The organism is Pseudonocardia sp. C8, assembly GCF_014267175.1.
In the GTDB taxonomy this organism is placed as follows: domain Bacteria; phylum Actinomycetota; class Actinomycetes; order Mycobacteriales; family Pseudonocardiaceae; genus Pseudonocardia.
Genome location: NZ_JACMTR010000002.1, coordinates 5,725,940 through 5,739,634 on the forward strand (window position 1 = coordinate 5,725,940; position 13,695 = coordinate 5,739,634).

Annotated in this window: 10 protein-coding genes; 2 read left to right on the forward strand and 8 right to left on the reverse strand. The window is 73.6% G+C overall.

Annotation, left to right across the window (positions count from 1 at the left end; all coding sequences use genetic code 11):
• Window positions 1-50: 50 nt before the first annotated feature.
• The 4 genes from H7X46_RS27240 to H7X46_RS27255 all read right to left on the reverse strand — a co-directional run bounded on the left by H7X46_RS27240 (window position 51) and on the right by H7X46_RS27255 (window position 6,234).
• Window positions 51-2,393 carry a glycoside hydrolase family 65 protein gene (locus H7X46_RS27240; protein ID WP_186362061.1) on the reverse strand — a complete coding sequence of 781 codons (2,343 nt, stop codon included), beginning with the start codon at window positions 2,391-2,393 and terminating at the stop codon, window positions 51-53.
• Entirely contained in the window at window positions 2,390-3,397 is a 1,008-nt protein-coding gene (locus tag H7X46_RS27245; protein ID WP_186362062.1) for a carbohydrate kinase family protein, read from the reverse strand. Before H7X46_RS27245 ends, H7X46_RS27240 begins: the two co-directional genes overlap by 4 nt.
• A gap of 1 nt (window position 3,398) precedes the next feature.
• A complete protein-coding gene (locus tag H7X46_RS27250; protein WP_186362063.1) occupies window positions 3,399-4,877 on the reverse strand; it encodes a sugar porter family MFS transporter in 1,479 nt (492 codons plus the stop codon).
• Window positions 4,878-5,064: 187 nt separating this feature from the next.
• The gene (locus H7X46_RS27255; RefSeq protein ID WP_186362064.1) at window positions 5,065-6,234 is read right to left on the reverse strand and encodes an ROK family transcriptional regulator; all 1,170 of its coding nucleotides are present in this window, start codon (window positions 6,232-6,234) and stop codon (window positions 5,065-5,067) included.
• A gap of 94 nt (window positions 6,235-6,328) precedes the next feature.
• Here H7X46_RS27255 and H7X46_RS27260 point away from each other — a divergent pair, with 94 nt between their 5' ends.
• Together H7X46_RS27260 and H7X46_RS27265 are read left to right on the forward strand one after the other, a co-directional pair.
• On the forward strand, window positions 6,329-7,066 hold the full coding sequence (locus H7X46_RS27260; protein WP_186362065.1) for an SDR family oxidoreductase: 738 nt from the start codon (window positions 6,329-6,331) through the stop codon (window positions 7,064-7,066).
• A gap of 80 nt (window positions 7,067-7,146) precedes the next feature.
• Entirely contained in the window at window positions 7,147-7,692 is a 546-nt protein-coding gene (locus H7X46_RS27265) for a bifunctional nuclease family protein (protein WP_186362066.1), read from the forward strand.
• Between the two features lie 49 nt (window positions 7,693-7,741).
• Here H7X46_RS27265 and H7X46_RS27270 read toward each other — a convergent pair whose 3' ends face one another.
• The 4 genes from H7X46_RS27270 to H7X46_RS27285 all read right to left on the reverse strand — a co-directional run bounded on the left by H7X46_RS27270 (window position 7,742) and on the right by H7X46_RS27285 (window position 13,602).
• Window positions 7,742-9,610 (reverse strand): ABC transporter ATP-binding protein, encoded by a 1,869-nt coding sequence (locus tag H7X46_RS27270; protein WP_186362067.1) that lies wholly within the window; start codon window positions 9,608-9,610, stop codon window positions 7,742-7,744.
• 24 nt (window positions 9,611-9,634) lie between these two features.
• Window positions 9,635-10,870: a multidrug effflux MFS transporter gene (locus tag H7X46_RS27275; RefSeq protein WP_370589006.1), complete on the reverse strand. Its 1,236-nt coding sequence runs from the start codon at window positions 10,868-10,870 to the stop codon at window positions 9,635-9,637.
• A gap of 90 nt (window positions 10,871-10,960) precedes the next feature.
• A complete protein-coding gene (locus tag H7X46_RS27280) occupies window positions 10,961-12,913 on the reverse strand; it encodes an acyl-CoA dehydrogenase (protein ID WP_186362068.1) in 1,953 nt (650 codons plus the stop codon).
• A complete protein-coding gene (locus H7X46_RS27285; RefSeq protein WP_370589007.1) occupies window positions 12,910-13,602 on the reverse strand; it encodes a TetR family transcriptional regulator in 693 nt (230 codons plus the stop codon). Before H7X46_RS27285 ends, H7X46_RS27280 begins: the two co-directional genes overlap by 4 nt.
• Window positions 13,603-13,695 lie beyond the last annotated feature (93 nt).

Sequence of the window (13,695 nt, forward strand, 5' to 3'; positions counted from 1 at the left end):
CGCCGCGCCGGCGGTGGCCCCCCGCGACACCGCGCCGGAAAGCGAACGGATCAGTGCTTGGTCGGGACCGTCACCGGGTCCCCGGCGACCAGCAGCACCTCGGCCCCGTCGACGAGGATCCCCTGGGTGGTCCCGGGGCTCGCGTCCAGGACGAACGACGACTCGTCGTGCCCCAGGTCGACCCGCACCGGGTGGCCACGCCACCGGACGGTGAACCGCAGCCGTTCCCACCGCTCCGGCAGCCGGGGCGCGAACGTCAGGCGGCCGCCCAGCATCCGCATCCCGCCGAAGCCGTGCACCGCGATCTGCCAGGTCCCGGCCGCCGCGGCGATGTGCATGCCCTCGATGGTGTTGCCCTGGTTGTCGTCGAGGTCGACGTAGGCCGACCGCTCGAAGTAGCGCACGGCCATCGTCGGGTCGCCCACCTGCAGGCCCAGGATCGCGTGGATCGACGGGCTCAGCGACGACTTGTGCAGCGTCCGGGCCTCGTAGTACTCGAAGTTCGCCCGCTGGGTCTCCGGCGGGTACTCGTCGGGCAGCAGGTACATCAGCATGAGGACGTCGGGCTGCTTGAGCAGCTTCGTGTCCTCGCAGTTGAAGTGGTGGTAGCCCGGTGGATAGCGGGGCATGTCGTTCTCGTCCCACGACTCGATCGGCACGTCGAGCCGGTCGAAGTAGCCGTCGAACTGCTCGATGACCCCGTCGGGGCGGGCGACGGGCCGGCGCACCCGGTCGGCCACGTCGGCCCAGCCGGCGACCTCGTCCGGGTCGAGGCCGATCGCGTCCCCGATGCCGGCGAGCCGGTCGGGCGCGGTCGCGGCGAGCGTGCGGTGCACGTCCACGGCCTCGGTCAGGTGCCAGCGCACCAGCCGGTTGGTGAACGCGTTCTCCGCGACGTGGCTGTGGAACTCGTCCGGGCCCATGACGTTGCTCAGTCCCAGCGAGCCGTCCGCACGTTCCTCGAGCCGGGACACCCAGAACCGCGCCGTCTCGAAGAGGATCTCGGCTCCCGCGTCGAGCAGGAACCGCTCGTCACCGGTCACCGCGACGTACTCCCGGACCGCGTAGGCGACGTCGGCGGTGACGTGCAGCTCCTCCTCCCGCGTCCAGAACCGGTCCTTGCCGTCGGGGGTCCACCGCGGGCACTCCTCGCGACCGGTGTCGGCGGCCTCCCAGGCGTAGCGCGCGCCGCGCGTCCCGTTCTCCGCGGACAGTGCCCGGGCCCCGGGCAGCGTGTGGTGCCGGTAGCAGAGCAGCGACCGGGCGGTCTCCGGCCGGGTGTAGAGGTAGAAGGGCAGCAGCAGGATCTCCGAGTCCCAGAACACGTGGCCCCGGTAGCCCTCCCCGGAGAGCGACTTCGCCCCGATGCTGACCGTCGGGTCGTCCGGGTTGGCGGCGATCAGCAGGTGGTAGGTCCCGAACCGCAGCGCCAGCGCGTCCTTCTCGTGCCCGACGACCTGCAGCTCGCTGTCCCGCCACAGCTCCGCCCAGGCCTCGGTGCTGGCCCGGACGGCCCCGTCGACGCCGCCCGCGGCGTGCGCCGCGACGGTCGCCGCCGCCCGCGCGCCCGGATCGTCCGGCCGGCCGGGGTCCCGGGACGTCGCGATGCCGACGAGCTTGTCGACCGTGACCGTCTCCCCGTCCGGCACCCGGAACTCGAGCCGCCGCGCCACCCGCTCACCTTCGACGAGGTCGGTGCTGCGGTCCGCGGCCCGGCCGGCCGTCACCGCGAAGGCGAAGGCGAGCCGGGTGCCGCGGTCGATCGTGTCGGCGTGCAGGAACCCGGTGCCGTCCGCGGCGAACCCGAGCTCACGGACGTCGAGATGCGTCGAGCGGGCCCACTTGTCCCACCGGCGCTGCGGCGGGAGGTCGAGGCCGTCCGGGTAGCGGGGCAGGCGGTCGAGGTTGCGCCGGTGGCCGTCCACCCCGGCCACGACCACGACCTCGGCGTCGTGGCCGAGCGGGGTCACCTCGACCCGCAGGGCGCACAGGTCCCGGTCGGCCATGCTGGCCAGCCGCACGCTGCGCAGCCGGGTGCACCGGCCGGCCCGGTCGGCGAACGTGGTGCTGCGGTGCAGCAGCCCGGTGCGCAGGTCGAGGACGCGCTCGTGCTCGACGATCTCGGCCGCGTCCGGGTCGAGCCGGACGCCGTCCACCCACACCGCGGTGTGCAGCCAGTCCGGGGCGTTGACCAGGTCGATCACCGGCGAGTCGTGGGCGTCGTAGACACCGGCGAGGTAGGTGCCCGACAGCGCCCCGAGGTGGCCCTCCTCGAGGGAGCCGCGGGTGCCGAGGCGGCCGTTGCCGACGGTGAAGACCGTCTCCCGGTAACCGGCCCGGGCCCGGTCGAAGCCGTGCTCGACGAGCGTCCACTCCGGATCGTGCCCGCTCATGCCGTCGCCACCGGGCCGTAGGCGTCCTCGATCTGCTTCGCGGTCCGGTCGAACGGCAGGTAGACGCTCAGGTCCGAACCGGACGCGCGCTGGGCGCCCATCGCGTTCCCGTAGTACGCGGCCGTCACGAAGTCCCCGAACTGGAGGTGCCCGAACGCCATCCCGGCCGCGAACGAGTCGCCGCAGCCCGTGGTGTCGACGACGTGCTCGACCGGGATCCGGGGCACGAGGTGCTCCTCCACGGACCCGTCCGGGCCCGGGAAGTACAGCGCGCACCCGTCCTCGTCGAGGGTGACGCAGACCGCCTGCACGCCCCGGTCGATGCAGTGCGCGGCCAGCTCGGGCAGCTGCTCGCGGTCCAGCGGGCGGCCGATCGCGTCCGGGTCGCCGCCCGGGGGCGGGAACCAGGTGCAGCCGGCCTCCTCCAGGTTCATCTTCAGGATGTCGATGTTCGGCAGCCAGGCGTCGCGGTCGATCCAGAGCCGCTTGGTCCGGACCCCGCGGGGCGCCAGGCTGACGCACGGACCGTGCGCGTCGAGCAGGATCGTGCCCGTGCCGTGGGTCTTGAGGTACGCCAGCGTCGTCGCCGGGACCTCGTAGTCGGTGATGGGGACGCAGACGAACGCGTCGGCGTCCACGACCTCCTCGACGTCCCCGGGCACGATCGGGTGCATGAACCCCGACTGCCGCTCGTTGCGGACGTTCTGGTCGACGTAGGTCAGGTCGATGACATCACCCCGGTCGGTGTGCGACCGGACCAGGGACAGGTCGACGTTGCCGAGGTGCCCGAGCAGGGCCTCGATCGGCTCCCGGTCCCGCTCGCGCACGTGCACGACCGGGACGACGACGTCGTCGTCGCCGAGCAGGGCGGCGAGCGCGGCCGTCGTGTAGAGCACGCAGCCGTACTTGTCGAAGACCTCGCCGCGGTGGGTGGTGATGTGGTCGCGGGGGATCGGGCCGAGCACGGCGACCTTGCGGCCGGTGGCCGGGTTCGTGGAGGTCATCTCAGCTCGCCTCCGGGGTCGGCTTCGGGTTCCGTGGGGCGATCTCGCCGCCCATGCTCTCGAGGTCCATGCCCTTGGTCTCGCGGACGAAGCGGCTCACGAACAGCAGCGACAGGACCGCGAACAGCGTGTAGAGGCCGTAGGCGAACCCGAGCGAGAACGCGGCCAGTGCGGGGAACGACACCGTGATCACCCAGTTCATCGCCCACTGGCCCGCGGCGGCGAGCGAGAGGGCCGCGGCCCGGATGCGGTTCGGGAACATCTCCCCGAGCAGCACCCACACGATCGGTCCCCAGGACATGCCGAACCCGATCACGAACACGTTCGCGGCGACGAGCGCGATCGGCCCGGCGACCCCGGACAGCACGAGGTCGCCTTCGGCGTCGACACCGGCGGTCACGAAGCAGAGGGCCATCGCGCCGAGCGAGAACGTCATCGCGGTCGAGCCGATGGTCAGCAGCGGCTTGCGCCCGAGCTTGTCGACCAGCGCGATCGCGATCAGCGTCGTCAGGATGTTGATGACGGAGGTGAAGACGCTGATGCCGAACGCGGCGCTCTCGCCGAACCCGACGGCCTGCCACAGGTCGTTCGAGTAGTAGAAGATGACGTTGATGCCGACGGCCTGCTGGAAGATCGACAGGAACAGGCCCACCCAGACGATCGGCCAGATCCCGCCGGTGGGCCGCCGCAGGTCGCTCCAGGACGGTTTCGTGCTGGCCTCCAGGGTCGCGCGGATCCGCTCGATCTTGATCTCGAGGTTCCGCTCCCCGAGGAGCGCCGTGAGCACCTTGCGCGCCTCGGGGATGCGCTGCTGCGCGACGAGGAACCGCGGGGACTCGGGGATGGTCGTCGCGAGCACGCCGTAGACGACGGCCGGCACGGCCATGGCCAGGAACATCCAGCGCCAGGCGGCCATGCCGAGCCACAGCTCGTTGCTCGCGCCGCCCGCCAGCTCGGCCAGCACCCAGTCGACGAGCAGCGACAGGAAGATGCCGGTGACGATGGCCAGCTGCTGCAGCGAGCCGAGCCGGCCGCGGATCCGGGCCGGGGAGGTCTCGGCGATGTAGGCCGGTGCGATCACCGAGGCGATGCCGACGCCGAGCCCGCCGATGATCCGGCCGATCACGAGGAGCTCGAGGTTCGTGGCCGCCCCGGTGACCACCGCGCTGGCGAAGAACAGCACGGCGGCGATCTTCATGACCTGGAGCCGGCCGATCCGGTCGGCGATGCGGCCCGCGGACATCGCCCCTGCGGCGGCGCCGAGCAGCGCGGACGCGACGGCGAAGCCCAGCCCGGCCTCGCTGGTGCCGAACACGTCCTTGATCGAGCTGGTCGCCCCGTTGATGACGGCGCTGTCGTAACCGAACAGGAGCCCGCCGAGTGCGGCGACCGACGCGATCCGGATGACGCCGGAACCGCTGCCCTCCTCGTCGTCGTCGAAGACGGACGGCACGTCGTCGACTGGACCGTGTTCGCTCATCGGTGGCCCCCTTCGGCCCGGGCCCGGACACGCCGCGGCCGTCCCGGAGCGAGGCTCCGGGACGTGCGGAGTGGCGCGGGCTACTCGTGGAGGGCCGCGACGGTCGGCCCGGTGTGACCGTAGACACACGCGAAGCAATAAACAAGACTGCAGCGGAATGCAGTTTATATCTCTATTGCTTGAACAATCAGTGGTCGATCGTGATGACCGAGTCCAGCGCCGCAGCGACCGCGCCCAGCACGGGGGCCTGCGCGCCCAGCGACGCCGTCGCGATCCGCAGGCCCTCGACGGCGCCCGGGATGCCACGGCGGGCGACGGCCCGCCGCATCGGGACGAGGAGGAGCTCGCCGGCCTGCGCGAGCTCGCCGCCGACCGCGACCAGCTCCGGGTTGAAGACGTTGCACATGTCCGCGATGGCCCGCCCGGCCTCCTCGCCGGTGTCGGCGAGCACCCGGGCGCACCCGCGGTCCCCGTCCCGGGCCCTGGCGACGATCTCGCCGATGGTCAGCTCGCGGCCGACGACCGGCCGCAGCAGGTCGACGACGTGCCGGGCCGCGACCCGGGTCTCCAGGCAGCCCCGGTTGCCGCAGCGGCACAGCGCGCCGAGCTCGTCGACGGTCGTGTGCCCGAACTCCCCCGCGGTGCCGGACGGGCCCCGGAAGAGCCGGCCGTCGGTGATCAGGCCGGCCCCGACGCCCTCCGACAGCTTGACGTAGATCAGGTTGGAGACCTCGGCCCCGGAACCCCACCGCAGCTCCGCGAGCGCCCCGAGGTTGGCGTCGTTGTCGACGACGACCGGCCGGCCCAGGCTCTCGCTCGCGACCTCCGCGGCCGGCATGTCCACCCAGCCGGGCAGGATCGTCGGGGAGCCGACCCGCCCGGTCCGGCTGTCGAGCGGGGCGGGGATGCCCATGCCGACGGCGGCGAGCTCGTCCACCGTGGTGGCCGCGGCCGTGACGAGCTCGTCGAGCAGGCCGGTGGCGATCCGCAGCCCGTCGCGGGCCGGGAGGCCGGCCGGAAGGTCGGCCCGCCGCTCGGCGTGGACCACCCCGTCCGCGCCCGCCAGTGCCACGGTGACGTGCCGGTGGCCGTAGTCGATCCCGGCGACGAGCCGGCCACCGGTGGGGTCGAGCCGGACCCGGCGCGCGCGGCCGGTCCCCTCGATCACCACGATGCCGTCCCGCTCGAGGTCGCGGACGATGTTCGAGACGGTCGCGGGTGCCAGCTCCGTCATCCGGGCCAGGTCTGCCTGGCTCGGATGGCCGCCCCGCCGCAGCTCCGCGACGATGCGGGCGCGGTTGGCCCGCCGCAGCGCGCCCTGCGAGCCGGGGTTCCTGCTGTCGTCGTGATCCTTCATTCGAGGCCTCTCCGCGAGCCGCGCCGCTGTGCCGGGACTCTACCCGCGAGTGTTCATGAAGTGAACGGTCGGGGGTCGTGCGAGGCTGATCGGCATGAGCGGTGTGGCAGTGGTGACCGGGGCGGGCTCGGGCATCGGCGAGGCGGTGACCCGCGAGCTCCTCGACGCCGGCTGGCGGGTCGCGCTGGCCGGCAGGCGGACCGACCGGCTGGACGCCGTCGCGGGCGGCCGCGCCGGTGCGCTCACTGTCGCCACCGACGTGGCGGACCCGGAGTCGGTCGCCGGCCTCTTCGCCGCGGTGCGGGAGCGCTGGGGGCGGGTGGACCTGCTGGTCAACAACGCCGGCACGTTCGGGCCCGGCGGCACCGTCGACGAGATCGCCGTGGAAGACTGGGACGCCACCGTCGCGACCAACCTGACCGGGGCGTTCCTGTGCGCCCGGGAAGCGTTCGCCGCGATGCGCGCGCAGGACCCGCAGGGCGGGCGGATCATCAACAACGGCTCGATATCGGCGCACGTCCCGCGCCCGGGTAGCGCCGCGTACACCGCGACCAAGCACGCGATCACCGGGCTGACCAAGTCGCTGTCGCTGGACGGCCGGCCGTTCGGCATCGCCTGCGGGCAGATCGACATCGGCAACGCGGCCACCGACATGACCGCGGGGATCGCGACCGGGGCGCGGCAGGCCGACGGGTCGGTCCGGCCGGAGGCGACGTTCGACGTGAAGCACGTCGGCGAGGCCGTGCGCTACATGGCCGAGCTGCCGCTCGGGGCGAACGTGCAGTTCCTGACCATCGCCGCGACGACGATGCCGTGGCTGGCCCGCGGCTGATCGCCGTCCACTCTCCGGGGCTCCCCGATCAACGCCCGGTGGTGGGACACTCACCCCACCCTGGCACCCGGGAGGCGTCGATGGCCCGGCCCATGCACGTCCTGCGACTGATCGTGCACGCCCGCTCGCGGCAGCCGGTGCTGCTCCTCGCCGAGGACGGCGGGGACCGCTGCGTACCGGTGTTCCTGCGGCCGCCGCAGGCCGAGGTGATCGCCGCGGGCCGCCGGGACGCCGGCACCGCCCTCACCCAGGACGTCCTGCGCCCGGTGGTGGAGGCGCTGGGACGTGCCCTGGAATCGGTGGAGATCAGCGACCTCCGCGAGGGCGTCTACACCGCCGAGCTGGTGTTCGACCGCGGCACCCGGCTGATCGTGACGCCCTCCGACGCGCTGTCGATCGCCGTCCGGGAGGGCCTGCCGATCCGCATGGCCGATCACGTGCTCGACGAGGTCGGCCAGCCGGTCGAGGAGATCCTGCCGCCGGACTCCCCGGACGCGGCCGGGTTCACCCCGCCGGCGCACCCGGCGGCCGGGGTGGCCCCGGCCGATCCCCGGGAGCCGCCGGAGCAGCAGCTCCGGCAGTTCCGCGAGTTCATCGACGAGGTCACCCCGGACGACTTCCGCTGACCCGTGAGTGGTTGCGAGGGCCCGAGCACGCGTCACCACTCACGAGCCGTCAGGCCGCGGCCAGGCGGGTGCCGAACTGGGTGTGGTGCAGCTCGGCGTAGCGGCCGTCGCGGTCCAGCAGCGACGCGTGGTCGCCGCGCTCGACGATCCGGCCCCGCTCCAGCACCAGGATCTCGTCGGCGTCCCGGATCGTGGACAGCCGGTGCGCGATCACGAGCGCTGTCCGGCCCTCGAGCGCCTCGGCCAGCGCGGCCTGCACGGCGGCCTCGGAGGTCGAGTCCAGGCTCGCGGTCGCCTCGTCCAGCACGACCACCCGCGGCCGGGCCAGCAGCACCCGGGCGACGGTCATCCGCTGCCGCTCCCCGCCGGAGAGCCGGTACCCGCGCTCGCCGACGACCGTGTCGAGCCCGTCCGGCAGGGCCGCGACCAGCTCGTCGAGCCGGGCCCGGCGCAGCGCGTCCCACAGCTCGTCGTCGGTCGCCTCCGGGGCGCCGATCCGCAGGTTCGCGGCGACCGTGTCGTGCAGCAGGTGCCCGTCCTGGGTCACGAACCCGACGGTCCGGTGCACCGAGTCGAGGGTCAGCTCGCGGACGTCCTGACCGCCGAGCCGGACCGCCCCCGCGGTGACGTCGTACAGGCGCGCGACCAGCTGCGCGACCGTGGACTTCCCGGCACCGGACGACCCGACCAGCGCGACCGTCCGCCCGGCCGGGACGGTGAACGACACGTCGTGCAGCACCTGCTCGCCGCCGCGGGTGTCCAGCGTCGCGACCTCCTCCAGCGAGGCCAGCGACACCTGGTCGGCGGTCGGGTAGGCGAACGACACGCGGTCGAACTCCACGTCGACCGGGCCGTCCGGGACCGGCCGGGCCCCGGGCGCGTCGGAGATCATAGGCTTCAGGTCGAGCACCTCGAAGACCCGCTCGAAGCTGACCAGCACCGTCATGATCTCCATCCGGGCGCCGGCCAGCGCGGTCAGCGGCTGGTACAGCCGGGTCAGCAGCATCGCCAGGGCGACGACGTCGCCCGCGGACAGCGCGCCCGCCAGCGCGAACCCGCCGCCGACGCCGTACACCAGCGCCACCGCCAGCGACGAGGCGAGGGTCAGCGCGGTCACGAACACCCACTGCAGCATCGCCGAGCGCACCCCGATCGTCCGGACCCGGTCGGCCCGCTCGGCGAACTCCGCGGACTCGCGCTCCGGGCGCCCGAACAGCTTGATCAGGGTCGCTCCCGGTGCCGAGAACCGCTCGGTCATCCGGGTGCTCATCGCCGCGTTGTGGTCGGCGGCCTCCCGCTCCAGCGCGGCCAGCCGGCGCCCCATCAGGCGGGCCGGGAAGAGGAACGCCGGCAGCAGCAGCGCCGCCAGGACCGTCACCGGCCAGGAGATCGCCAGCATCACGCCGAGCGTGAGCAGCAGGGTGACCAGGTTGGACACCACCCCGGCGAGGGTGTCGGAGAACGCCCGCTGGGCGCCGAGGACGTCGGAGTTCAGCCGGGACACCAGCGCGCCGGTGCGGGTGCGGGTGAAGAACGCGACCGGCATCCGCTGCACGTGGTCGAACACGGTCGTCCGCAGCTGGTGGATCAGGCCCTCGCCGAGGTTCGCCGACAGCCACCGGGTGACCAGGCCGAGCCCGGCCCCGGCGACCGCGGCCACCGCGATCAGCCCGGCGATGGCCACGAGGTCCGACAGCGGGGCGGCCGAGGTGATCGCGTCGGTGGCCCGCCCGGCCAGGACCGGGGTGACGACGGTGAGGACCGCGCCCGCCGTGCTGGCGGCGAGGAACCACGCCATCCGTCTGCGGTGCGGCCGGGCGAGCCGCAGTATCCGTCTCGTCGTCTCCCCGGCGGGCCGGCGCTGCCGCCCCGGCTCGGAGGCGGCGTTGCGCATGGCCATGTAGATGCTCGAGTCCATGACGGCGACGCTAGACCTTGAAGTTCACTTCAGGTCAACAAGTTCGTCGTCGAGGTCGGGCAGCGTCCACGGCCGCACGACCAGCACCAGCGACAGCCCGGCCAGCGTGATCGCGCCGAACATCGAGATCCCCAGCGCGGCCGCGTCGTTGCCGAGCAGTCCGACCACCGGCGAGGTCGCCGCGCCGATGCCGAACTGCAGCGCCCCGAGCAGCGCCGACGCGGTCCCTGCGGTCTCGCCGTGCCGCGCGAGGGCCAGCGCGGGCGCGTTCGGCAGCACGAACCCGCCGGCCAGCAGCAGCGCCCACACCCCGCCGAGCACGGCGGCCAGCCCGCCGGCGCCGGTCACCGTCAGCACCGCCAGCGCCGCCCCGGCCAGCACGGCCACGGCGAGGGCCCCGGTCATCACCCGTCGCGGCTCCAGGTACCGCAGCAGCACCGGGTTCAGCTGGGTGCCGACGACCAGCCAGACCGCGCCGGCGCCGAAGGCGACCCCGAACGTCTGCTGGTCCATCCCGAACTGCTGCTGGAAGACGTAGGCGGCGCCGGAGACGTAGGAGAACAGCGCGCCCATCGTGAGGCCGGCGACGAGCACCAGCCCGACGAACGTCCGGTCCCGCAGCAGCATCCCGTAGGTGCGCACGGTCGCGCCGATGCGGGCGCTGCGCCGGCGGGACACCGGCAGCGTCTCGGGCAGCCCGGCCGTCACCACGGCCAGCATGAGCAGGCCGTACCCGGCGAGGAACAGGAACACGCCGCGCCAGGAGACCCAGGTGAGCAGCGCGGCCCCGAGCGTCGGGGCGAGCACCGGGGCGGCGCCCATCACCAGGATCAGCCGGGACAGCATGGTCGCGGCCGCGCGCCCGGTGAACAGGTCGCGGACGATCGCGAGCCCGACCACCGCGCCCGCCGACGCGCCGACGCCCTGCAGCACCCGCAGGACCGCGAGCACCTCGATGGACGGCGCCACCGCCACGAGCGCGGAGGCCAGCACGTGCAGGCCCGCGCCGAGCAGCAGCGGCAGCCGGCGGCCGTAGGCGTCCGACAGCGGTCCGATCAGGATCTGCCCCAGCGCGAGCCCCGCGAGGGTGCCGGTCAGGGTCAGCTGCACCGTCGTGCCGGACGCGGCCAGGTCGTGCCCGACGTCCGGCAGCGCGGGCAGGTAGGTGTCGATGGTCAGCGGGCCGAGCGCGATCAGCCCGCCCAGGATCAGCGCGAGCCGTAACCGGCTCGGTGTCTCGACGGTGTTCAGTGCCGGCACCGGTTCCCCCCTCGTGTGGCCACGCCAACTCCTCAACTCACGAGGGGTGACCGGGATTCCACCGGGTTCTCACCGGTCCGGTGACCGGTCTCACATCGCCACGGGGTCGACCGGGGCCCAGGCCTCGTCGTCGAGCATCGGGCAGGCCAGGCGGTTCTCCGGGATCCGGAAGGCGTCGACCAGCGTCCGGGCGTAGGGCCGCAGCTCGGCGCACAGCACGTCGACCAGCGGCCGGAGCGACCGGGACTCGGCGGCGGTGAGCCGACCGGTCTCGAGGTACCAGGCCCGCTCACGGTCGATCACCGACAGCACGTGCAGGTCGTACACGCGCTCGAGCAGGGCCCGCACCCCGGCGTCCTCGACGCGGTCGAGCGCGTCGGCGAACGACCGTTCCACCAGCGTGTCGACGTGTGCCCGGGCCGCCGTGAGCAGCAGGTCCTGCGCGGCGTTGAACACGGTGAACTCGTCGGTGCCCTTCCGCAGGGCCGGTGCCAGTGCCCGGACCGCCGCGGCCAGCGTGTCGTCCCGGCGGACCTGCAGCAGCGTGCGGCGCCGCGCCCGGTCGGTCAGGTCCAGGCCGCGGAACGGGAGCCGCCGGGCCAGCGACGCCGCCCCGGTCCGCTCGGCGAGCACCCCGGCCAGCTGGCGGCCGGCGAGCGGGGCGATCTCCAGCGGGTTGCCCTTCCGGATCGTCCGGCCGTAGTCGGCCAGCAGCTCCTTGGCCAGCAGCTGCAGCAGCACGGTGTTGTCGCCCTCGAAGGTGGTGAACACGTCGGTGTCCGCCTTCAGCCCGGGCAGCAGGTTCTCCTCCAGGTAGCCGGCTCCGCCGCAGGCCTCCCGGCAGGTCTGGATGGTGTGGGTGGCGTGCCAGGTGGCGATCGCCTTGATCCCGGCGGCGGACTGTTCCAGGATCCGCTGTTCGCGGGCGCCGGCCGGTGCCGCGCCGGGCGCCTGGATGGCGTGCATCCGGGCGACCAGGTCGTCCTGGGTGAAGTGCAGCGCGAAGGTCGTCGCCAGCGCGGGCAGCAGCTTGCGCTGGTGGGCGAGGTAGTCGAGGACGGCGATCTCCTCGCCGGTCGACGGGTCCGCGAACTGGCGGCGGCGCTCGCCGAACCGGATCGCGAGCGCCAGCGCCTTCTGCGCCGCGCCGCCGGCGCCGCCCGCGACCGAGATCCGGCCGCGGACCAGGGTGCCGAGCATGGTGAAGAACCGGGCGGTCTCGTTCTCGATCGGCGAGGAGTACGTGCCGTCCTCGGCGACGTCGGCGAACCGGTTGAGCAGGTTCTGCCGCGGGATCCGGACGTGGTCGAAGCTCAGCGAGCCGTTGTCGACGCCGTTCAGGCCGGCCTTGCGGCCGTCGTCGCCGATGGTGACGCCGGGCATCGGGTGGCCGGCGGCGTCGCGGACGGGGACGAGGAAGGCGTGCACGCCCCGCCGCTCGTCACCGGTGACGAGCTGGGCGAACACCACGGCCATCCGGCCGTCCCGGGCCGCGTTGCCGATGTACTCCTTGCGTGCCTGCGGGTAGGGCGTGTGCACCACGAACTCGCAGGCCGCCGGGTCGTAGGTCGCGGTGGTGTGCAGGTGCTGCACGTCCGAGCCGTGCCCGGCCTCGGTCATCGCGAAGCACCCCAGCAGCTCGCCGTCGATGATCCGGCGCAGGTACTCCTCGTGGTGCCGCTCGGTGCCGAGCACCTGCACGGCGCCGCCGAACAGCCCCCACTGGACACCGGCCTTGACCAGCAGCGAGAGGTCGCCGTAGGCGAGCATCGCGAACGCGGTGACGACGCCGCCGACGTCGCCCCGGCCCCCGACGGACGGGTCGAAGCCGCTGAGCGGGCGACCGGAGGACGTCAGCAGCTTGAGCGCGTCGGTGATGTGCGCGCGGTACTCGGCCGACGACAGGTCGGGGTCGGTGTGCATCTCGGTCGCGGCGAGCTGCTCGCGGGTCTCCTGCCGGACGCCGGCCCACCGCCCGTCGACGACGGCGCGCAGCGCGGCGGCCGGGATGCGGTCGGGGGCCGGGATGGTGCCACGGGTCATGACGGAGCCTCCTGCACGTGCGATGCCAGGCCGGAGAGCCCGGACCAGGCCAGGTCGGTGAGGTGGGCGGTGAGCTGGGCGCGGGTGGTGCCGTCCGGGCGGGCGAGCCAGTCGTCGGCGGCACCGCGGACGAGGCCGACGATCGCGTGTCCCCAGAATCGGGCGGCGGACGCCCCGGCGGGGCCCGGCGCGCGCAGGTTCGTTCCGATCACGGCGGCGACCTCGTCGCCGATCACCGTGACCAGGTCGTTGACCGGGTCGGTGCCGGCGTCCTCGGCGGCGGTGCCCCGCCGGCCGCCGTGGCCCTGGGCGAGCAGCGGCCGGTGCACCACGAACCGGTACAGCTCGGGGTCGGTCTCGATCAGCTGCAGGTAGGTGTCGATGCCGGCGGCGACGGCGGCCCGCGGCCCGCGCGCCGGGTCGGCGAGCGCCCCGGCGGTCGCGCGCCGCACCTCCGCGAGCAGCACCCCGGCCACCGACTCGCAGATCGCGGTGTAGAGGCCCGTGCGGTCGCCGAAGTGCCGGTAGATGACGGTCTTGCTGGTGCCCGCCGCGGCGGCGATCTCGTCCATGCCGATGCCTGCGCCCTGGCGGCGGATGGCCACGATGGCGGAGCCGACGAGCTGGCCGCGCCGCTGCTCGCGGTGCGCGTCCCACCGGCTGTCCCGCTTGTCCCGTCCGACCTTCACGGCACTCACAGTACCGTGTACCTTAAGTATCGGCTACCCGGTGGTAACGACGGGAACCACACCCCGTCCGATTCGACCCCAGGAGGGACGACC